Source organism: Streptomyces sp. NPDC030893 (assembly GCF_055571535.1).
This window is the reverse complement of record NZ_JBVIFC010000027.1, coordinates 39,638-60,797: the sequence shown is the minus strand read 5'-3', so window position 1 is coordinate 60,797 and position 21,160 is coordinate 39,638. Positions and strand designations below refer to the sequence as shown.

Below are 21,160 nucleotides of genomic sequence, written 5' to 3'. Positions count from 1 at the left end.
ACCCGCCATCCCTTGGGCCCCCTTGCTTGTGTTGGGGTTTTTTCTTCTCCCCCCCCCCCCCCCCCCCCCCCCCCCCCCTCGGTTTCCCCCCCCCCCCCCCCCCCACACCGGTCGGATCACTCCACCCCGGCGCCGGCTTCCGCCTCCGCCCGTACGGCGGCCGCGTCGATGGCGGCCAGCGACTTCCTCACCTGGTTGCGGTCCGTGGTGTACCAGAAGTCGGGCAGCGAGGCCTTCAGATAGCTGCCATAGCGGGCGGTGGCCAGCCGCTGGTCCAGTACGGCCACCACGCCCCGGTCCCCCGACGCACGGACCAGACGGCCCGCTCCCTGGGCCATGAGCAGCGCTGCGTGGGTGGCGGCGACCGCCATGAACCCGTTGCCGCCCGCCTCCTCCACCGCCTTCTGGCGGGCGCTCATCAAGGGATCGTCCGGGCGCGGGAAGGGGATCTTGTCCATGACCACCAGCTGGCAGCTGGGACCCGGTACGTCGACGCCCTGCCACAGCGACAGCGTGCCGAAGAGGCAGGTCTTCGGATCGGCCGCGAAGTTCTTGATCAGCTCGCCGAGCGTCTCCTCGCCCTGGAGGAGGATCGGGAACTCCGGAATACGGGAGCGCAGCTCCTCGGCGGCGAGCTGCGCGGCCCGCATCGAGGAGAACAGCCCCAGGGTGCGGCCGCCCGCCGCCTGGATCAGTTCCGTGAGCTCGTCCAGCATGTCCGCGCGGTCACCGTCACGGGCCGGGCGCGCCAGATGCTTCGCGACGTACAGGATGCCCTGCCGGGGGTAGTCGAACGGCGAGCCGACGTCCACGCCCTTCCACTGCGGGAGGTCGTCGCCCTCGGCTCCCTCGGGGCCGAGCCCCAGCGACGCCCCCACCCCGTTGAAGTCGCCGCCCAGCTTCAGCGTGGCGGACGTCAGGACCACGGAGCGGTCGGTGAAGAGCTTCTCGCGCAGCAGGCCCGAGACGGACATGGGGGCGACGCGCAGCGACGCCCCGCTCCAACGATGAGCGGCTCCGCCGCGGGGCTCGTGGCGCTCGTACCAGACGACGTCCCACTCGGAGCCGTTCGTGATCCGCTCCGCCACGTCGTGGACGCTCTCCACGGAGGCCAGCGCCTGTTTGCGGACCGCGTCCTCGTCCTGGACCGACTTGTCGCGGGTGCCGCCGATCGCGGAGATGACGGTGCGGGACGCGTCGCGCAGCGCCATCAGCGCGTAGCCGAGGTCCTCCGGGATCTCCTCCAGCCGGCCCGGGAGGGCCAGCTCCATCAGCCGCTCGAACCCTTCGGCGGCGGTCTGGAGCTGGTCCGCGGCCTTCTCGTCGACCAGCTTCGCCGCGCGCCGCACCGCGCGGTTGACCTGTCCCGGGGTGAGCTCGCCGGTGGCGACCCCGGTGACCCGGGAGACCAGCTCGTGGGCCTCGTCGACGATCAGCACCTCGTGCTGCGGCAGCACCGGGGCGCCCTCGATGGCGTCGATCGCCAGCAGGGCGTGATTGGTGACGACCACCTCGGCGAGCTTGGCGCGCTCCCGGGCCGACTCGGCGAAGCACTCGGCTCCGTAGGCGCACTTCGTGGCGCCGAGGCATTCCCGCGACGACACCGACACCTGCGACCATGCGCGGTCGGACACGCCCGGCGTGAGGTCGTCCCGGTCGCCGGTCTCCGTCTCGTCGGACCAGTCCCGCAGGCGCAGCAGGTCCTGGCCGAGCTTGCTGGTGGGGGCGGCCGCCTCGAACTGGTCGAAGAGCCCCTCCTCCTCGTCCTGCGGCACGCCCTCGTGCAGCCGGTGCAGGCACAGGTAGTTCGAGCGGCCCTTGAGCATCGCGAACTCCGGGCGGCGGCGCAGCAGCGGATGCAGCGACTCCACGGTGCGCGGCAGGTCGCGCTCCACGAGCTGGCGCTGCAGGGCCAGGGTGGCCGTCGCCACCACCACCCGGTCCCCGTGCGCGAGGGCGGGCACCAGGTAGCCCAGCGACTTTCCGGTGCCGGTGCCGGCCTGGACCAGCAGATGGGCACCGTCGTCGATCGCCTCGGCGACGGCTTCGGCCATGGTCACCTGGCCGGGACGCTCCGTGCCGCCGACGGCGGTGACGGCGGCGTGCAGGAGTTCGGGGAGTGAGGGCTTCGTCATAGCGCGACCACCCTACGACCCGGCGCTGACAATCGTGCGATCACGGCGAGGGCCGGGGGTGCGATCAAGACGGGGTCTCCTCGGTCGGGTCGGGACGGTGTTCGTACGGGTGGGAGCTACAGCACGTGGCGCAGCGACCGGTCGCGGATCATCAGGGCGGCCCGCTTGGCCGGGAGGTCGGCCTCGGCGAAGAAGCGGAAGCCCGCCTTGAGGAACGCGGTGACGGAGGGAGTGTTGCGCAGGTCGGGTTCCGCGACGACGCGGGACGAGGCGGGCCGGTGGTCGAGGGCGAGGTCGGCGACGGTCCTGAGCAGGAGGCCGCCCAGGCCGCGGCCCCGGTCTCCGGCGGCGCCGATGAGGACGTGGAGCCCGGTGTCGTGGGGCCGGGCCGGGTAGTGGCGGGCCAGGGGGTCGAGGTCGGCGCGGTAGATCTCCCAGTAGCTCATGGGCGTACCGTCCAGGAGGCCCAGGCACGGGACGCTGTGGCCGTCGCCGGTGAGCTGGGCCCGTACGTGGCCGGCGGTCAGGGAGGGCGGTCCGGCGAGTTCCCAGAACGCGGCGACGGCCGGGTCGTTCATCCACCGTACGAGCAGCGGCAGATCTCGTTCCGCCCGCACGGGGACGAGCCGGAACGGGCCGGCGGGGGTCGCGGCCGGGCCCCAGCCGGCGATGTCGCCGGCCGTCATGAGTGCAGCGGGTTGGCGATGGTGACGTAGACGGACTGGGTGTCGACCGGGCCGGCGAGTTCGTCGAGGCCGTGCAGTCGCGTCAGCAGATTGGCCTTGCAGCGCAGGACGGGCGAGTCCAGGAGGAGCTCGGGCAGCGTGCCACGTGTGCGGGCCGGTCCGGCGCGGACCCCGGTGAGGAAGCGGCGGAAGGCGTCGAGCAGCAGCCGTTCGCCGGCGAGCCGCTGGGAGCCGATGGCGCCGATGAGTCCGAGGACGTTGTTGATGCCCAGGTAGTAGGCGAAGCGTTCGTCGGTGACCTCGTCGTCGACGAAGGTGTCGCTGTGCTCGCCGATGCCGGGCAGCCGTGCGTCGAGTTCCGTACGGCGCGAGGCGCGGAAGTAGTAGCCCTGGTTGTCGCGGTGGCGGCCGCCCGCGGGCCAGCCGTCGGCGTCCAGCAGGACGAGCGTGTTCTGCTGGTGCGCCTCCAGGGCGATGCCGGCCGCCGCGTCCAGCCAGAGCACGGGCCGCACCACGTGTTCGAGGTAGCGCAGGAACCACTCGGCGGCGACGGCCCCGGGCGGCCGTCCGGTCCGGGCGGCGAGGCGGAGGACGATCTCGGCCAGCCGGGATCGCATGGGGCCCGCCGCGCGGGGGCGCGGCGAGAGGAGTCCGGCGACGCAGGCGACGTCGTCGTGCGGCCCGAACGGGTTGTGCCGGATCACCACGTCGAGCCCGGGCACGGGGTCGCCGTCGGGCGTGTTCACGGCGAGCCAGGCCGGGTCGCGGACGATGTCGAAGCCGGGGTGTGCGGCGCGCCACTGCCGGGACAGTCCGGTGCGCAGCAGCCGGTGCACCTCGACGCCCCGGTGGAGTTCCTTGCGGAGGTTCTCCCGGCGGGAGTTGGTGATGCGCAGGGCCAGCGACAGCTTGAGCATGGCCGGGGCGCCGGTGCGGTGGACGGTCCGCACGGAGGAGGTGGGGTGCCAGGGGGCGCCGTGGCGACCGAGGTCGCGGAGCAGTCCGGCGTCCAGCAGTTCGGCGGTCCCGGGGCGGTGGCGGAGTTGGCGCAGTTGCCAGGGGTGCACGGGCAGGGGCGCGTGTCCGTCGGGCAGCGGCAGGCCCGGTCCGGCGAGCCGCGCGGTGAGGAGGGGCGCGGCGACGGGGCGGCCGCGTTCGGTCCAGGCGGAGTCGGTGGCGAGCAGCGAGGGGGCGACGGCGAGCCAGTGCAGGGGGAAGGAGCCGCGCAGCTCGGGTGAGTAGCGCTCGGCCTCGGCGTCGGAGAGGTCCTCGCGGCTCTTCGGGGCCGGGTGCAGCGGATGCCCGAGGACGAGCGCCTGTTCGGCGGCGAGGAAGAGGTCGGGGTGGTCGTGGGGGTTCTCGCGCCGTTCGGTCACGAAGGCGGCGACACGGCGGACGGAGTCGGCGACGCGTGAGACGAGGTCGGTGCTGTCGTCGCCGCCCGGCGCAGGCGTCGGGTCCGTGCTGCCGGTGTGCTCCCGGCCGAGCAGCGCGGCGAGCAGGACGGCGTCGGCCGGCGGGGCGGGGTCCGGGGCGCCGGCCAGGCAGGGAAGTCCGAAGCGGTGCAGGCCGGTCGGGGACCAGTACAGCACCGGGACGAGCAGGGCGGTGCCGCTGGCCGGCAGGGGGATCCGCAGGACGTCACCGTCCGGCGCGGGGACGGCCGTCTCCCGTACCCAGCAGCGCAGGAGGTTCTCGACGGCCGCGGCCTGGGCGGCGCCGCGCGGATCGGGCTGTTCCAGCGGGCAGGTGCCGTCGCCGCCGAGCCGGTCGGGGCCGGGCGGTTTCCTCTCCTGGTGCGGAACCACGGGGCTGGTGCGGTCGGCCGGCGCGGGGGGCGTGTGCAAGGCGGGTCCTCGTGCGGTGGTGGGGCGAGGCGGGTCCTCGTGCGGTGGTGGGGCGAGGCGTCAACGGACTCCGGGCAGGGGTTCCGCGTGCGGACGGCGAACCCCCACCGCTACCAACACCGCGCCGCCCGCCGGGTTACGGGGCGTACGGGGTTGCTCGGAGTGCCGGCGGGTCGCTCGGGGGCGCACCGGCCTCAAACCGGCAGATCTCAGGAGGATCGTCCAGGTCAGGTGGCTTGTAGCCGAACCGTTGCCGTTCCGTCGGACGTCCCCCGCGGCGAACGCATAGTGTGTGGTGCCGTTCCCGTAGGCCGTGGGAGCACCGGCGAACTCCGCGCGGTTCCGCGTGGTTCCGAGTGTGAAGACGGCCGTAGCACCACGTTCGTTCATTCCAGGGGGAGTCAGATCATGCGATCCATACGTCCGTCGTCCACCGCTCGCCGAGAGGGGCGGGCCCGGCGCAGAACCTCCCCCGTTCTGGCCTCTGTCGCACTCGCCTCGGCGCTCGCCCTCACCGTCACCGCCTGCGGCTCGGGCGACACGGACGTGAGCGCCGACGCCTCCGCGACGGCCGCCGCCGACGACGGCAAGCTGAAGATCCCGGACGACATCAGGGACCGGCTCAAGGAACACGGGATCGACATCGACAAGTGGCGGGACGGCGCCTGGAAGAACTGGGACAAGGACGACTGGCTGCGTGAGGCGCAGGACTTCGTCAACCCGATCATCGAGGACCTGTGGGACCCGGACCGCATGCGGGACGCCGAGGAGCCCGACCAGGAGGTCGACGAGAGCGACATCTCCGGTGACCAGGGCGTGACCGACCCCACGCCGGAGCCGGTGCAGGCGGCGGCCGTTCCGCCGTCGTACCGGGCCAACGCCCCCACCGCCGGGAAGGTCTTCTTCGACTCCCCCGAGGGCACGATGGTCTGCTCGGCGACGGTGGTGCAGGACCCGGCCAACCCGGGCAAGTCCAACATGGTGTGGACGGCGGGCCACTGTGTGCACGCCGGCAAGAAGGGCGGCTGGTACCGCAACATCGCGTTCGTGCCGTCGTACAACGACTCGGGCATGTCGGCGAAGGAGATCGAGGGCGCGTCCCAGGAGGAGATCGCTCCGCACGGTGTCTGGTGGGGCGACTGGGTGCAGACCTCGGACCAGTGGATCGAGCAGGGCGGCCCCACGGGCGGTGACGGGGCCTCGTACGACTTCGCCGTGCTGCATGTGACGCCGGAGAAGGGCGGCGACGGCAAGTCGCTGGAGGAAACGGTCGGTTCGGCGCTGCCGGTGGACTTCGCGGCTCCCGCGGTGGCCGAGATGGAGGAGTTGACGGCCACCGGCTACCCGGCCGCTCCGCCGTACGACGGGCAGACGCTGTACCAGTGCGCGGACGAGCCCGGCCGGCTGTCGCTCGGCGCGAACGACCCGACCATGTACCGCATCGGGTGCAGCATGACGGCGGGTTCGTCCGGTGGCGGCTGGGTCACGACGGGTTCGGACGGCAAGCCGGCGCTGGTGTCCAACACCTCCATCGGCCCGGTGACGTCGGGCTGGCTGGCCGGTCCGCGCCTCGGTGCGGAGGCCAAGGGCGTGTACGACGCGGTCAGCGAGAAGTTCGCCGGTCGGTGACCGGTGTGCCGGGTCCCGGGGGCGCCGCGCACCCGGGACCCGGTGGGGCCGCGGCGCGGTCCCGAGCGTGCATCCGGTGCGCGGCACGGTGTTCATTCGGCACAACGGGGGTCATCGCAGCATGGGTTCCACACATATGTCCGCTCCGGGCGGGCGAGGGCGTCGTCGCACCGTCCTCGCCGCCACCGGGCTGGTCGCCGCCCTGGCGCTCACGGTCGGCGCGTGCGGCGGTTCCGGCGAGGACGACGCGGGCGACAAGCCCGACGCCACCGCCTCGCCTGTCGCCGGCGGCGGCGGCGAGGGCGAGGACGGCGGCGGCGAGGTCCGGATCCCGTCCGACCTCGCGGACCGGCTCAAGGAGCACGGGATCGACGTGGACCAGTGGAAGGACGGCGGCTGGAAGGACTGGGACAAGGACAAGTGGCTCAGTGAGGCACAGGACTTCGTCAACCCGGTGATCGAGGGCCTGTGGGAGCCCGAGCGGATGCGCTCGGCCGAGGAGGCCGACAAGACCGTCACGACCAAGGACGCCTCGGCGGCCCAGGGCGTCAGCGACCCGGAGCCCGCCCCGGTCCGGGCGGAGGCCGAGAAGACGCCGTACCACGACAACGCGGCACCGGTCGGCAAGGTGTTCTTCGACTCCCCGGACGGCCCGGCCGTCTGTTCGGGCACGGTCATCAAGGACGTGAACCACCCGGGCAAGTCCAACCTCGTCTGGACGGCCGGTCACTGTGTGCACGCCGGCGGTGACGGCGGCTGGTTCCGCAACATCGTCTTCGTTCCGGCCTACAACGACCTCGGCAAGTCCGAGGCGGACCTGGGCAACGCGGGCGCCCAGGAGATCGCCCCCTACGGCAACTGGTGGGCCGACTGGGCCTCGACCTCGGGCGGCTGGATCCAGGGCGGTTCGCAGAGCGGCGGCGACGGGGCGCCGTACGACTACGCCGTGCTGCACGTGCAGCCGGAGCAGGGGAGCACGTCGTTGGAGGAGACGGTCGGCGCCGCGCTCGACGTGGACTTCTCCGCCCCCTCGGCGGCAGAGGCGGGCAGCATGGGTGCCTGGGGCTACCCGGCCGCGCCGCCCTACAACGGTCTGCGGATGTTCAAGTGCCTCGACGCGCCGGGCCGCTTCTCGCTCGCCTCGGACCTGCCGTCGATGTACCGCATCGGCTGCACCATGACCGGCGGTTCGTCCGGCGGCGGCTGGTTCCGGGTGCTGGACGGTGAGACGGTGCTGGTCTCCAACACCTCGATCGGCCCGACCGACAACACCTGGCTGGCGGGTCCGCAGCTGGGCGAGGACGCCGAGGCGCTGTACCAGAACATGAGCAGGACCTACGGCGGCCGGTGAGCCGTGCGCACGCGAAGGCCCGCCCCCCGCGGTGAGCGGGGGGCGGGCCTTCGGGCGTGATCAGCCGGCCGGGGTGGGAACGTACGGCGTGAGCTCCGCCGCCAGCTCCTCGTGCACCCGGACCTTGAGCAGGGTGCCCTCCGGGGTGTGCTCCTCGGAGATCACCTCGCCCTCGTCGTGGGCGCGGGCGACCAGCTTGCCGTGGGTGTACGGCACGAGCGCCTCGATCTCCACGGACGGGCGGGGCAGCTCGCTGTCGATGAGCGCCAGCAGCTCCTCGATGCCCCGGCCGGTGCGGGCCGAGACGGCGATGGAGCGCTTCTCCACCCGCAGCAGCCGCTGGAGCGTCAGCGGGTCGGCCGCGTCCGCCTTGTTGATCACGACGATCTCGGGTACGCCGGTGGCGCCGACGTCCCTGATCACCTCGCGCACGGCGGCGAGCTGCTCCTCGGGGACCGGGTGCGAACCGTCCACCACGTGCAGGATCAGGTCGGCGTCGCCGACCTCCTCCATCGTGGAGCGGAACGCCTCGACCAGGTGGTGCGGCAGGTGCCGGACGAAGCCGACGGTGTCGGCCAGCGTGTACAGCCGGCCGGTCGGGGTCTCGGCCCGGCGCACGGTCGGGTCGAGGGTCGCGAACAGCGCGTTCTCGACCAGGACGCCGGCGCCCGTGAGGCGGTTGAGCAGCGAGGACTTGCCGGCGTTGGTGTAGCCCGCGATGGCCACGGACGGCACCTTGTTGCGGCGGCGCTCCTGGCGCTTGATCTCGCGGCCGGTCTTCATCTCCGCGATCTCCCGGCGCATCTTCGCCATCTTCTCGCGGATCCGACGCCGGTCCGTCTCGATCTTGGTCTCACCTGGGCCGCGGGTGGCGAGGCCGCCGCCCTTGCCGCCGCCCATCTGCCGGGACAGCGACTGACCCCAGCCGCGCAGCCGCGGCAGCATGTACTGCATCTGCGCGAGCGCGACCTGCGCCTTGCCCTCGCGGGACTTGGCGTGCTGGGCGAAGATGTCGAGGATCAGGGCCGTACGGTCGATGACCTTGACCTTGACGACGTCCTCGAGGTGGATCAGCTGGCCGGGGCTGAGCTCACCGTCGCAGATGACGGTGTCCGCGCCCGAGTCGAGCACGATGTCGCGCAGCTGGTCGGCCTTGCCGGAGCCGATGTACGTCGCGGCGTCGGGCTTGTCGCGGCGCTGGATCACTCCGTCGAGGACGAGGGCGCCGGCCGTTTCCGCGAGGGCGGCGAGCTCCGCCAGGGAGTTCTCCGCGTCCTGGGCGGTGCCCGAGGTCCACACCCCGACGAGTACGACGCGCTCCAGGCGGAGCTGCCGGTACTCGACCTCGGTGACGTCCTCGAGCTCGGTGGAGAGGCCGGCGACACGGCGCAGGGCCGCCCGCTCGGAGCGGTCGAACTGGTCGCCGTCCCGCTCCGAGTCGGTCTCGAGGCTCCAGGCGACGTCCTCTTCCATCAGGGCATCGGCCCGAAGACCTTCGGGATGGCTGTGCGCGAAACGCTTGGTGTCCTGGGAAGGGGAAGAAGAGGAGGTCATTGGGTCCTTACGTCGTCGGTGAACCGTGTGCGACGGATTCGGTCACGGGGACCTGCCGTCACTGTGCACAACGACCGGGCGGCCCGGGAGATTCCCGTGCCCGCGCTGTGCGGTCCTGACGATGGTTGCACGGTACGGCCCGTCTCGTCACCGTGTTATTCCCGGCCCGCGCCCGCGTGGACCGCCGGGGTCAGGGCGAGGTCCGGGACTGGGCCCGGGTCACGTCGTACACGCCGGCCACGTCGCGCATGGCGCGCATCAGGGCGGGGAGGCGGGCGGCGTCCGGCAGCTGCACCGTGTAGGTGTGCCGCACCTGCTGCCGGTCCGGCGGTTCGACGGTCGCGGAGACGATCTCGGCGCCTTCGACGGCCATGGCCTCGGTGAGGTCCGCGAGCAGATGCGGTCGGACGAAGGATTCCGCGACCAGCGTGACGCGGCACTCGGCGCCCTCCCCCCAGCGGACGCCGATCTCCGCGCGGCCCACGCTCTTCATGCGCGTCACCACGGCGCACTCCGCGCGGTGCACGGTCACCGCTCCCCCGCGCACGGCGAAGCCGGTCACCTCGTCGGGCGGTACGGGCGTACAGCAGCCGGCCAGCCGTACGGTCGTGCCGGGCCGGTCGGTCAGGACGTGGGCGGCGGCGGGACGGCCGGGCGCCGTCTCCGGGGCGTCCGGCGACTGCGGCGGCGCGGCGTCGTCGGAGCGGGGCCGGGACGACGCGTCCGCCGCCGCCGTGCCCGCGCCGTCCCTGGCGGGGTGGGCGGTCAGCCACCGCTGGATGGCGATCCGCGCCGCCGGGGTGTGGGCGTGCTCCAGCCACTCCCTGGAGGGCTCGGAGGCCGGGTCCTGGCCCATGAGCAGCTGCACGGTGTCGCCGTCCTTCAGGACGGTGCTCAGCGTCGCCAGCCGGCCGTTCACCCGGGCTCCGATGCACGCGTGGGCGTCCTCGCCGTACTGCGCGTAGGCCGCGTCCACGCAGGTCGCCCCCTCGGGCAGGCCCAGTGTGCCGCCGTCGGGGCGGAAGACGGTGATCTCGCGGTCCTGGGCGAGGTCCTCGCGCAGGGTGGACCAGAAGGTGTCGGGGTCGGGCGCGGCCCGCTGCCAGTCGAGCAGCCGGGAGAGCCAGCCGGGGCGGGTCGGGTCGACGCGTTCGCCGTCGCTCGCGGCCTGCTCCTCCGGCGGGGCGGCGTAGGGGTTGCCGAGGGCGACGACTCCGGCCTCGGCGACCTTGTGCATCTGGTGGGTGCGGATGAGGACCTCGACCACCTGGCCGTCCGCCGCGGTCACGGCGGTGTGCAGCGACTGGTAGAGGTTGAACTTCGGTACGGCGATGAAGTCCTTGAACTCCGAGACGACGGGCGTCATGCAGGTGTGGAGCTCCCCCAGGACGCCGTAGCAGTCCGCGTCCTCGTTCACCAGCACCAGCAGGCGGCCGAAGTCGGCGCCGCGCAGCGGTCCGCGTTTTCGGGACACCCGGTGCACGGAGACGAAGTGGCGCGGGCGGATGAGCACTTCGGCGGTGATGTCCGACTCGCGGAGCACCTTGCGCACGTCGTCGGCGACCTCGGCGAGCGGGTCGTCCGCGCGGGCCGCGTTGCGCACGATCAGCTCGCGGGTCCGCTCGTACTCGCCGGGGTGCAGGATCGCGAAGACGAGGTCTTCCAGTTCCGTCTTGAGCGCCTGGACGCCGAGGCGTTCGGCGAGCGGGATGAGCACGTCCCGGGTCACCTTGGCGATGCGTTCCTGCTTCGCGGGGCGCATCACGCCGAGGGTGCGCATGTTGTGCAGCCGGTCGGCGAGTTTGATCGACATCACGCGGACGTCGTTGCCGGTGGCGACGAGCATCTTGCGGAAGGTCTCGGGTTCGGCGGCGGCCCCGTAGTCGACCTTCTCCAGCTTGGTGACGCCGTCGACGAGGTAGCGGACCTCCTCGCCGAACTGCTCCCCCACCTGATCCAGCGTCACGTCCGTGTCCTCGACGGTGTCGTGGAGCAGGGAGGCGGTCAACGTCGTGGTCTCGGCGCCGAGTTCGGCGAGGATGAGGGTCACGGCGAGCGGGTGGGTGATGTACGGCTCGCCGCTCTTGCGCATCTGGCCGCGGTGCGAGGACTCGGCCAGCACATAGGCGCGGCGCAGGGGTTCGAGGTCGGCGTCGGGGTGGTGGGCGCGGTGGGCGTCGACGACGTGCCCGATGGCGTCGGGGAGCCGGTCACGCGCGGTGGTGCCGAGCAGCGCGGCGCGGCCGAGGCGGCGCAGGTCGAGCCGGGGGCGGGCCTTCCTGCGTGACCCCGTGGGTGTGACGTGACCCGATGTCACAGGGCCTGGGGTCGCAGGATTCACGGCCTCCGCGTTCATGGGCACCTCCGGCTGCGTGGACCGGCGGACGGTGTGCCCCAGGGCGGACTCGGGCTCAGGGAACGGCGTTCGTCCCCCGTCCGGGCCGGTGCTTGATGCTACCGAGCCGGACCCTGCCGGGCTGACCGCCTCCGGCCGAGCGTGAAACGGATCACTCCATCGAGCGAAGGGCCTTCGAGGGGCGCTTTCGCGCCAACGGACCGGTGGTCCGCCATGATCTCGAAGCCGGAACGCGGGCCGGCCCTGCGGATCCGGCCACCGGGCGGGCCGGAGGCTGCGATACCGAGCCGGCTCCCCGGTCAGCGGACGGCGTTCTCCAGCCACTCGGCTTCGATCCCGCCCTCGGCGACGATCACCGCGGGACCGGTCATCTCGATCTCGCCGTCGGGCCGTTCGGTGATCACGAGGGTGCCGCCGGGGACATCCACGGTGTAGGTCGCCGGGGTGCCGGTGACGGCCGGGTCGGCGCCGTCCCGGCGGGCGGCGGCCACGGCGACCGCGCACGCGCCCGTGCCGCAGGACCGGGTCTCGCCGGCCCCGCGCTCGTGCACCCGCAGCGCCACGTGCCGCGGGCCGCGGTCGACGACGAACTCCACGTTCACCCCGTCCGGGTAGGCGGCGGCCGGGCGGAACGGGGGCGGGCCGAGCAGGTCGCCCGCGTGGGCGAGGTCGTCCACGAAGGCCACGGCGTGCGGATTGCCCATGTTCACGTTCCGCGCGGGCCAGCTGCGCTCGCCGACGCTCACGGTGACCTCGCCCTCGGGGAGCAGCGCCCGGCCCATGCCGACGGTGATGTCCCCCTCCTTCGCGATGTGCACGGTCTTCACACCGCCGCGCGTGGCGACCGCGATGTCTCCTGCGGACACATGGCCGGCGTGCTGGAGGTAACGCGCGAACACACGCACTCCGTTGCCGCACATCTCGGCGATCGAGCCGTCGCCGTTGCGGTAGTCCATGAACCACTCGGCCTCGGCCGCCATGTCCCGCGCCTCGGGGTGGGCGGCGGACCGCACGACGTGCAGCAGGCCGTCGCCGCCGATGCCGGCGCGGCGGTCGCACAGGGCGGCGACGGCGGCCGGGGGGAGGTCCACGGCGTTCTCGGGGTCCGGGACGATCACGAAGTCGTTCTCCGTGCCGTGCCCCTTGAGGAAGGGGATCCGCGTGCTCATTCCTCGATCGTACGGGGTGCCGGTGACAGCGCGTCGCCGGCGGTGGGCCGCCCCGCGGCGCGGGGTCAGCGGAGCCGGGCGACCCGCCAGACCGCGAGGGCGACCACGGCGGCGACCATCACGGCGTAGGCGGCCACGACGCGCCAGTCGGATCTGCGTCCGGAGCCCCGGGCCGGCAGGCCCGGCCAGGTGTGGCCCACCCTGCGGGCGGCCACCATGCCCCAGCCGGCCGCGCAGGAGCAGATCAGCAGCCCCAGCATGGCGATCACGGCACCGCTGTCGCCGAAGTCGAAGGCGAGCGGGAAGGCGAACATCAGGGAGCCGAGCGCGGCGAGCCCGACAATCGGCGCGAGCTGCCACAGGCGCAGCCGGCGCTGCGGGCGCAGCTCCACCTCGACCTCTTCGCCGGCGGTGAACAGCTCGTCCGGCTCGGGGCCGTCGTCGGTCACACCGCCCTGCGTCTCCTCCGGCCCGTCCGGGCTGAGACGGTCGGTCTCCTGCTCCGGTGCACCCCGCTCGGTGGTGAGGTGTTCGGTGCCGTGTGCGGTGTCGCGAGGGCCGGCCTCCATCGCCACGCGCCCTCCCAACTAGGACTCCACTTGGTCGATCGAAGCTCGATGATGGCACGGTGTCACAGGCCCGGATGACGGCCTGGGCGTCCCGATGCCATGACGTGATCAGGCTGTAACCGGTCGTTCGACCAACGCCGACGCGAGCCGGGGAAGTTCCGCGAGGTCCGCCGCGGCCCCACTCAACCAGTGCACCCGGGGATCGCGCCTGAACCATGAATCCTGACGGCGCGCGAAGCGCTTGGTGGCACGTACGGTCTCGGACCGCGCCTCCTCGAGGGTGCACTCACCGGCGAGTGCGGCGAGCACCTGCTGGTAGCCGAGCGCCCGCGACGCCGTACGCCCCTCGCGCAACCCTTGCGCCTGGAGTGCGCGCACTTCTTCGACGAGACCCGCGTCCCACATCCGGTCGACACGGCGGGCGATGCGCTCGTCGAGTTCGGGGCGCGCCACGTCGACGCCGATCTGGAGGGTGTCGTAGACCGAGTCGTGACCCGGGAGGTTGGCGGTGAAGGGCCGTCCGGTGATCTCGATGACCTCGAGGGCGCGGACGATGCGGCGCCCGTTGCCCGGCAGGATCACCCGGGCCGCCTCGGGGTCGGCCGCGGCCAGCCGCGCGTGCAGCGCTCCGGGGCCGCGCAGGGTGAGTTCCTCCTCCAGACGGGCCCTGACCTCGGGGTCGGTGCCCGGGAACTCCAGGTTGTCGACGGCGCCGCGGACATAGAGGCCGGAGCCGCCGACCAGGACGGGCCAGCGTCCCTCGGCGAGCAGCGCGTCGATCCGCTCCCGGGCCAGCCGCTGGTACTCGGCGACGGAGGCGGTGACGGTGACGTCCCAGATGTCCAGCAGGTGGTGCGGGACACCACCGCGCTCCTCGGGCGTCAGTTTGGCGGTGCCGATGTCCATCCCCCGGTAGAGCTGCATCGAGTCGGCGTTGACGACTTCGCCGCCGAGCCGCTGGGCCAGGAAAACACCCAAATCGGACTTTCCGGCCGCGGTGGGTCCGACGATGGCGATGACGCGGGGGGCGAGGGGTGCGCTGCTCACCGATCCAGTCTCGCAAACCTCGCGCCGCGCTCTCGATCGGGTTACGTGACGCGGTGCCGGCCGGGTCGTTGCCCGTTGCGAGGTTCCTGTCGCCGGATCGCGGCGGCGCCGCCCCGGTCACCCGAACGGGGAGTACCGGGCAACGCGGAATTTCGCCCGCACGAGTAACGTATGGAGTGGATATGGGCGTTTTTGCACGGCTTTTTCGGAGGTCGAAGACCACGGAGGAGACACGGACGGTCGAGGCCCGGGCCGACGGGGCGGCGGCCGGAGCCGGTCCGCGGGACGGGACTGCGGAGGACGACGGGACGGGTCCGCAGGACGGGACCGGTTCCGGGGACGCGGCCGGGACCGCGGAGCCGAAGGGCTCCTCCGGGGCTCCGGAGACCGGCGAGCCCCCGGTGCGGGAGACCGGTCAGGTCGTCGGCACCGAGGCGGTCGAGATCCCCAGGCAGCAGTCCTCCGAGACCGCCGCAGGCAGTGAAGCCGGTGAAGGCGCCCGCACATAGGTCGCCGCTAGGGAAGGTGCATCATGGGTCTGCTGGACAATCTGAAGGCCAAACTGGGCCCGGCCAAGGACAAGGTCTCCGGGCTCGCGCAACAGCACGAGGACAAGATCCAGCACGGACTGGACAAGGCCGCGCAGACCGTCGACAAGCGGACCAAGGGCAAGTACAGCGACCGGATCCAGTCCGGTACGGGCAGGGCCAAGGGTGCCGTGGACCGCTTCACGCACAAGAACGACCCCGGCACGGGGACAGGCGGCACCACGCCGCCGGCCGGACCGCCGCCCGCTTCCTGAGCGGTACACCGGCGGACGGCCGCGGAGCGGACCGAACGCTCCCGGCCGTCCGCCGCTGCCGCATGCGGATTGCGGATTGCGGGCGGACCGGCCCTGGCCGGGCTCTTTCGGTCTAGGACCAGGCGGCCACGAGGTAGCCCACCCCGTACGGTGCGTCCTCGTGGAGCAGTGTGCCGCTCAGCTCCGCGTTCCCGGCGGCCGCGCCGGCGAGTACCTGCCAGGGGGCCCGGCCGGACACCTTCAGCTCGCGGGCCAGTCCGCTGTCCAGCGCGCGCAGGGCCCCGGCGTCGGCGGCACCCAGGGCGCGCGCGAGCTCCGCGTCGAAGGGGGCCGCGCGCTCGTCGAGGTAGCCCGGCGCCTTCAGCGTGCGGCAGGCGCTGGCGTCGCCCATCACCAGCATCGCGACCCGCTCCGCCCGGCGCGCGATGTTCTCTCCCTCTTGGATACACCGCTCGGCCGTGAGCGGTTCCCCCACGCCCACCCCCTCGACGGGGGCGTCCGCCCACCCGGTCCGGCCCAGCAGCCACGCGCCGACGGCGAGCCCGTACGGGAGTTCCCGCCCGGCCGCGTCCCCGCCCCGCCCCAGTCGTACGCCGATGTCGACGCCGAAGCCGCGGAAGGACCCCGGGGTGCCCTCCGGGTAGCTCTCGGGTCCGGTGCCGTCGAGCGGGCCGACCACCACCAGCAGATCGGGCCGGGCGGCGGCGAGCACCCCCAGCGCGTCGGTGCACGCGGCACGCGCGGTGTCCAGCTCGGGGGCGGCACCCGCGGCGATCTCGGGCAGGAGCAGCGGCGGGCAGGGGCAGACAGCGGCGGCGACAAGCATGATCAGCAGCCTACTCACCGGCCCGCCGCGGGGCCCGGCGGTCCCGCGGGCGGCGGATCAGTCGACGGCGCAGCCCCCGGTGGCCGCCGGCAGCGGCTCGGGCACGCCCACCTTGGGCAGTCCCAGCAGCACGCCCGCGGACCGGGCCGCCTTCTCGGTGTTCCGCTTCTCCCAGGCGTCACCCGCGCGGGTGCGGCGCACGTCCAGTACGGCGCCCTCGGCGAGCAGGTGGTGCGGGGCGGCGTAGGTGATCGCGACGGTGACCACGTCGCCGGGGCGCACTTCCTGCTCCGGCTTGGTGAAGTGCACCAGGCGGTTGTCGGGGGCGCGGCCCGAGAGCCGGTGGGTGGCGTCGTCCTTGCGGCCCTCGCCCTCGGCGACCATCAGCTCCAGCGTGCGGCCGACCTGCTTCTTGTTCTCCTCCCAGGAGATCTCCTCCTGGAGGGCGACCAGCCGCTCGTAGCGCTCCTGGACGACCTTCTTCGGGATCTGCCCGTCCATCTCCGCGGCCGGGGTGCCCGGCCGCTTGGAGTACTGGAAGGTGAACGCCTGCGCGAAGCGGGCTTCGCGGACCACGTGCAGGGTCTGCTCGAAGTCCTCCTCGGTCTCGCCGGGGAAGCCCACGATGATGTCGGTGCTGATCGCCGCGTGCGGGATCGCGGCCCGGACCTTCTCGATGATCCCGAGGAAGCGCTCCTGCCGGTAGGAGCGGCGCATCGCCTTCAGGACCGGGTCGGAGCCGGACTGCAGCGGCATGTGGAGCTGCGGCATCACATTGGGCGTCTCGGCCATGGCGGCGATGACGTCGTCGGTGAAGTCGCGCGGGTGCGGGGAGGTGAAGCGGACGCGTTCGAGGCCGTCGATCCTCCCGCAGGCCCGCAGCAGCTTGCTGAACGCCTCGCGGTCGCCGATGTCGGAGCCGTACGCGTTGACGTTCTGGCCGAGCAGGGTGATCTCGCTGACGCCCTCGGCGACGAGGGCCTCGATCTCGGCGAGGATGTCGCCGGGGCGGCGGTCCTTCTCCTTGCCGCGGAGCGCGGGGACGATGCAGAAGGTGCAGGTGTTGTTGCAGCCGACGGAGATGGACACCCAGGCGGCGTAGGCGCTCTCCCGCCGGGTCGGCAGCGTGGAGGGGAACGCCTCCAGCGACTCGGCGATCTCGACCTGGGCCTCCTCCTGGACGCGGGCGCGCTCCAGCAGGACGGGCAGCTTGCCGATGTTGTGCGTGCCGAAGACGACGTCCACCCAAGGGGCCCGCTTCACGATGGTGTCGCGGTCCTTCTGCGCCAGGCAGCCGCCGACCGCGATCTGCATCCCGGGGCGGCTCGCCTTCTTCGGGGCGAGGTGACCGAGGTTGCCGTACAGCTTGTTGTCGGCGTTCTCGCGCACGGCACACGTGTTGAAGACGACGACGTCGGCGTCGCCGTCGGAGCCCTCGGGGGCGCGGACGTAGCCCGCGTCCTCCAGCAGCCCGGACAATCGCTCTGAGTCGTGGACGTTCATCTGGCACCCGTAGGTGCGTACTTCATAGGTGCGCGTGCCGCCCACTGACTGGCTCCGGTCGATGCTGCTCATGCCCATAAGGGTAGGCGCTGCCGGGGACGGCCCTTCCGCGCGGCGGCCCGTCAGCCACGCAGCGCCAGGTGGTAGGCGGTGGCCCAGAGCACCAGCGCGCAGCCGAGGCCGACCACGATCCGCAGGGTCCCGCCCGGCAGACCGGCCGCGGTCAGCACGAACCCGAGGACCGCCACGGCGGACAGCAGCGCACCGGTCCACCGGTACTGCCGCTGGTCGTACAGGCGGGCGAGCGGGAAGAAGTGCAGTCCCACGACGAGCGCGACGGCGGCGGGGACGTACCGGGAATGGCCGGACCCGGCGGTCGCGGCGATGACGGCGAGGATGGCGAGCACCTCGGCCGCGTTGACGAGGCCCACGCCGCGCGCCCAGTTCGCCGGCAGGCTCACCGTCCGCGGTGAGGGCGCGGCGCCCTCACGGCGCCCCAGGTGGATCGCCACCGCCGTGACGAGGACCGCCGCCGCTTCCACGGCCACCGGCACGACGTCCGTCGCCGATCCCGTCCCGGAGGCCCCCATAAAGGACCAGAGCAGGGCGAACGCGGCGAGCACGAGCGTTCCTCTGCGCCGGAGCCGCCGGGTGAGCACGAGACACTCGGCGTCCTCGGCGGACGGGACGGGCTGTGTCGGCGTCATGGCCGGAGAGTACAGCGATCACGATGCCGTCAGGCAGAAAATACGAGGTAAGGGGCATCCTCGCGGCGGCGGGCCCGGTTCATGCCTCTCCGCGCGGTGTCCATCCCTGTCGGCGCAGTACCGCCGGGACGTCCGGCGCCTCGTAGTGCTCGCCCTTGAGCACCTTGCCGTCGGCACGCCGGCTGACCTTCCCGTCGGGGCCGAGCTTGGTCATGTTGGAGCGGTGGATCTCGGCGATCACCGCGTCGAGATCGATCCCGTGCACCAGCGCCGTCCCGTACGCGACGTAGACCACGTCGGCCAGCTCGTGCGCGAGGCGGTCGAGCGGCCCGGTGACGGACACCTCGGCGACCTCCTTCGCCTCCTCCGCGAGCAGTTCCCCGCGGTGGGCGGCCAGTTCCGGCGAGACCTCCGACGGTGTGGCGCGGGCGTCCAGCCCGAAGGCGCGGTGGAATTCACGGACCAGGTCGGCGGGCGATGCACTCATGCGGCGACTGTAACGGCCGGCGGTGACATCCCCCTGTGAGTTCCGCCCTGGTCAGCGGGGAGACGGGCTGGCAGGATCACGCGCATGTCCAACGCGCTGCCCCGGACCGGCAGGCGGCGGGCCCTCAAGGGCGCGGCCGCCGCCTTCGTGGCGCTCGGACTGCTGCTGTGGTGGCTGGCGCCGTGGAGCGAGGAGCCGCCCGGCGGGACGGTCACGCTGAGCACGGGCACCCGCGCGGGCGTCTACCAGAAGTACGGCGAGCTGCTGCGCGCCTCGCTCGGCAAGCACATGCCCGACCTCGAGGTCCGCCTGGAGACGAGCGACGGCTCGCAGGAGAACGTGCGCCGCGTGGCGACCGGACAGGCCGACTTCGCGATCGCCGCGGCCGACGCGGTGGAGACGTACCGGCTCAACCACCGGCCCGGCGCCGACCGGCTGCGCGGGGTGGCGCGCCTGTACGACGACTACGTACAGCTCGCCGTCCCGTCCGGCTCGGACATCCGCACCATCGGGGACCTGCGGGGGAAGCGGGTCGCGATAGGGCCCCCCAAGTCGGGCGTCCGGCTCATCGCCAACCGGGTGCTGGAGGCGGCGGGCATCGATCCGGAGACGGACATCAAGCCCTTCTCCGACGGCATCGACTCCGGGCCGGGGCGCCTGGGCCACGGTCTGGACGCCTTCTTCTGGTCGGGCGGGCTGCCCACCGACGGTCTGAAGACGTTCGCCGAGCGGTCCGCGCTGCGGTTCGTGCCGATCGACGCGGACCTGGTGGCGAAGCTGCACGACCAGGGCGGCGCCACGCGCTACTACCGGGCCACCAACATGCCGGAGTCGGCGTACCCGGGCAGTCAGCTCGGCTCGGCCGTCCCGACGATGGCCGTGTCCAACCTCCTGATCACCCGGTCGGACGTGGATCCCCGGCTCACCGAATGGCTGACCCGCATCGTGATCAAGAGCCGCGACGGCATCGGCCGGCACGTCCACTCCGCCCAGCTGGTCGACGTACGCACCGCGATCTACACCGATCCGCTGCGGTTGCACGACGGCGCCCGCCGGTACTACCGGTCCGTCAAGCCCTGAGCCGCCCGCTCGCCCGAAGGGGCGTTCCTCGGCACCGTCACGGTCACCCGCAGCCCGTGCGGTTCGTGGCATGCGTACGCGATCGAGCCGCCGCCCGCCGCGAGCAGGGCCCGGGAGATGGACAGGCCCAGTCCTGAGCCCTTGATGTTCTGGTGCCGGCCGCTGCGCCAGAAACGGTCGCCCACGCGGGTCAGCTCCTCCTCGGTCAGTCCCGGGCCGTTGTCGGTGACGACGACGGTGCAGGTGTCGCCGTTGGAGGCGACGCTCACCTCGACGGTCTCTCCCTCGGGGGTGAACTTCACCGCGTTGTCGATGACCGCGTCCAGCGCGCTGGACAGCGCGACCGGGTCGGCCCACGCGGTGGTGGGCGGGCAGCTGCCGGTCAGCCGGACGCCCTTGGCGTCGGCGGTCGGAGACCAGGCCGCCACGCGCTCGGCGGCGAGGGCACCGATGTCGGCGACCTGGAGGTCGGCCTCGCTGTGCTCGGCGAGCGCCAGGTCGAGCAGATCGTCCAGGACCTGCGCCAGGCGCTTGCCCTCGGTCTGCACGGAGGCGATCTCCTCGTTGCCCTCGGGCAGCTCCAGGGCGAGCAGCTCGATGCGCAGCAGCAGCGCGGAGAGGGGGTTGCGCAGCTGGTGGGAGGCGTCGGCGACGAAGGCGCGCTGCTGCTCCAGCACGCTCTCGACGTTGTCCGCCATCTCGTTGAACGACCGGGCGAGCCGTCTGAGTTCCGGCGGTCCGCCGGCCGCCGCGACCCTGGACTTCAGCCGCCCGGTGGCGATGTCGTGGGTGGTGGCGTCCAGGATCCGTACGGGCCTGAGCACCCAGCCGGTCAGCCGCAGGGCCGCGCCGACGGCCAGCAGCATCGCGGCCGCCTCGCCCGCCGCGATGACCAGCCAGCCGTGCAGGATGCGCGAGCGCATCTGTCCGGTGGGCGAGTCGGTGACCACGACCGCGACGACGTCTCCGTCCCGGATCACCGGCGACGCCACCACCAGGCTGCGCCGCTGCCAGGGCCACACCTGCTCGGGGTCGTGACTGCGGCGGCTGAGCAGCGCCTCCTCGAAGGCGTCGCGCACCTCGCCCGTACCGGGCAGGAACCAGTCGGCCGGCGCGTGCGCCATGGGCGAGTCGTTGCGGTAGAAGACACCCGCGCGGATGCCGTAGACCCGGTGATAGCTGCGGAGCTCGCTGCTGAGGGTCTCGCGGCGCTCGTTGATGTCCCCGCCGGCCGGGTCGGCGGGCTCGGTGACGAACTGGGCGAGGGCGGCGAACCGCGCGGTGTCGTCGATCCGGTCGACGACGACCTTCTGCTGCTGGGCGCCGGCCAGACTGACGGCCAGCGGGATGCCGAGGGCGAGCAGCACGGCCGCCATCAGGACGATGAGCAGCGGAAGCAGACGTGTGTGCAC

General features: G+C 72.8%; 18 protein-coding genes. 5 read left to right on the top strand and 13 right to left on the bottom strand.

The features are described from left to right. Positions 1–116 precede the first annotated feature (116 nt). The 3 genes from ACZ434_RS31630 to ACZ434_RS31620 all read right to left on the bottom strand — a co-directional run bounded on the left by ACZ434_RS31630 (position 117) and on the right by ACZ434_RS31620 (position 4,668). Positions 117–2,135 (bottom strand): ATP-dependent DNA helicase, encoded by a 2,019-nt coding sequence (locus tag ACZ434_RS31630; RefSeq protein WP_468461960.1) that lies wholly within the window; start codon positions 2,133–2,135, stop codon positions 117–119. 116 nt (positions 2,136–2,251) lie between these two features. Next, positions 2,252–2,923: a GNAT family N-acetyltransferase gene (locus tag ACZ434_RS31625; RefSeq protein WP_468461962.1), complete on the bottom strand. Its 672-nt coding sequence runs from the start codon at positions 2,921–2,923 to the stop codon at positions 2,252–2,254. Continuing rightward, positions 2,818–4,668 carry an IucA/IucC family protein gene (locus ACZ434_RS31620; RefSeq protein WP_468461958.1) on the bottom strand — a complete coding sequence of 617 codons (1,851 nt, stop codon included), beginning with the start codon at positions 4,666–4,668 and terminating at the stop codon, positions 2,818–2,820. The genes ACZ434_RS31625 and ACZ434_RS31620 overlap by 106 nt, the downstream gene beginning before the upstream one ends. A 408-nt stretch (positions 4,669–5,076) precedes the next feature. On the opposite strand from ACZ434_RS31620, the gene ACZ434_RS31615 reads away from it, so the two are divergent. Further along, positions 5,077–6,297: a trypsin-like serine peptidase gene (locus ACZ434_RS31615; RefSeq protein ID WP_468461956.1), complete on the top strand. Its 1,221-nt coding sequence runs from the start codon at positions 5,077–5,079 to the stop codon at positions 6,295–6,297. 121 nt (positions 6,298–6,418) lie between these two features. Then, positions 6,419–7,648 carry a trypsin-like serine peptidase gene (locus ACZ434_RS31610; RefSeq protein ID WP_468461954.1) on the top strand — a complete coding sequence of 410 codons (1,230 nt, stop codon included), beginning with the start codon at positions 6,419–6,421 and terminating at the stop codon, positions 7,646–7,648. A 60-nt stretch (positions 7,649–7,708) separates the two neighbouring features. On the opposite strand, the gene hflX is transcribed toward ACZ434_RS31610, so the two are convergent. From hflX to miaA, 5 genes are all read right to left on the bottom strand, one after another. Next, positions 7,709–9,202, bottom strand: a complete 1,494-nt coding sequence (hflX, locus tag ACZ434_RS31605) for a GTPase HflX (protein ID WP_468461952.1) — start codon at positions 9,200–9,202, stop codon at positions 7,709–7,711. Positions 9,203–9,392: 190 nt separating this feature from the next. Then, positions 9,393–11,558: a RelA/SpoT family protein gene (locus tag ACZ434_RS31600; protein ID WP_468461950.1), complete on the bottom strand. Its 2,166-nt coding sequence runs from the start codon at positions 11,556–11,558 to the stop codon at positions 9,393–9,395. 299 nt (positions 11,559–11,857) lie between these two features. After that, the gene (gene dapF, locus ACZ434_RS31595) at positions 11,858–12,727 is read right to left on the bottom strand and encodes a diaminopimelate epimerase (protein ID WP_468461948.1); all 870 of its coding nucleotides are present in this window, start codon (positions 12,725–12,727) and stop codon (positions 11,858–11,860) included. A 65-nt stretch (positions 12,728–12,792) separates the two neighbouring features. After that, positions 12,793–13,296 (bottom strand): hypothetical protein, encoded by a 504-nt coding sequence (locus ACZ434_RS31590; protein WP_468461946.1) that lies wholly within the window; start codon positions 13,294–13,296, stop codon positions 12,793–12,795. Between the two features lie 108 nt (positions 13,297–13,404). Beyond that, a complete protein-coding gene (gene miaA, locus ACZ434_RS31585; RefSeq protein WP_468461944.1) occupies positions 13,405–14,343 on the bottom strand; it encodes a tRNA (adenosine(37)-N6)-dimethylallyltransferase MiaA in 939 nt (312 codons plus the stop codon). A gap of 182 nt (positions 14,344–14,525) precedes the next feature. On the opposite strand from miaA, the gene ACZ434_RS31580 reads away from it, so the two are divergent. Beyond that, positions 14,526–14,852 carry a hypothetical protein gene (locus ACZ434_RS31580; protein ID WP_468461942.1) on the top strand — a complete coding sequence of 109 codons (327 nt, stop codon included), beginning with the start codon at positions 14,526–14,528 and terminating at the stop codon, positions 14,850–14,852. 23 nt (positions 14,853–14,875) lie between these two features. After that, positions 14,876–15,145: an antitoxin gene (locus ACZ434_RS31575; protein ID WP_468461940.1), complete on the top strand. Its 270-nt coding sequence runs from the start codon at positions 14,876–14,878 to the stop codon at positions 15,143–15,145. 112 nt (positions 15,146–15,257) lie between these two features. Here the strand turns inward: ACZ434_RS31575 and ACZ434_RS31570 are convergent, their stop codons facing one another. From ACZ434_RS31570 to ACZ434_RS31555, 4 genes are all read right to left on the bottom strand, one after another. Beyond that, the gene (locus ACZ434_RS31570; RefSeq protein ID WP_468461938.1) at positions 15,258–15,971 is read right to left on the bottom strand and encodes a class III extradiol dioxygenase subunit B-like domain-containing protein; all 714 of its coding nucleotides are present in this window, start codon (positions 15,969–15,971) and stop codon (positions 15,258–15,260) included. A 57-nt stretch (positions 15,972–16,028) separates the two neighbouring features. Further along, a complete protein-coding gene (miaB, locus tag ACZ434_RS31565) occupies positions 16,029–17,546 on the bottom strand; it encodes a tRNA (N6-isopentenyl adenosine(37)-C2)-methylthiotransferase MiaB (RefSeq protein ID WP_468461936.1) in 1,518 nt (505 codons plus the stop codon). Between the two features lie 50 nt (positions 17,547–17,596). After that, positions 17,597–18,181, bottom strand: a complete 585-nt coding sequence (locus ACZ434_RS31560; protein WP_468461934.1) for a DUF7010 family protein — start codon at positions 18,179–18,181, stop codon at positions 17,597–17,599. 79 nt (positions 18,182–18,260) lie between these two features. Beyond that, positions 18,261–18,668, bottom strand: coding sequence for a pyrophosphohydrolase domain-containing protein (locus ACZ434_RS31555; RefSeq protein ID WP_468461932.1), 408 nt, complete (start codon positions 18,666–18,668; stop codon positions 18,261–18,263). An 84-nt stretch (positions 18,669–18,752) separates the two neighbouring features. Between ACZ434_RS31555 and ACZ434_RS31550 the strand changes: the two genes are divergently transcribed. After that, positions 18,753–19,748: a TAXI family TRAP transporter solute-binding subunit gene (locus tag ACZ434_RS31550; RefSeq protein WP_468461930.1), complete on the top strand. Its 996-nt coding sequence runs from the start codon at positions 18,753–18,755 to the stop codon at positions 19,746–19,748. Here the strand turns inward: ACZ434_RS31550 and ACZ434_RS31545 are convergent. Then, positions 19,727–21,160 carry a sensor histidine kinase gene (locus ACZ434_RS31545; protein WP_468461927.1) on the bottom strand — a complete coding sequence of 478 codons (1,434 nt, stop codon included), beginning with the start codon at positions 21,158–21,160 and terminating at the stop codon, positions 19,727–19,729. The two genes, ACZ434_RS31550 and ACZ434_RS31545, sit on opposite strands and share 22 nt — an antisense overlap.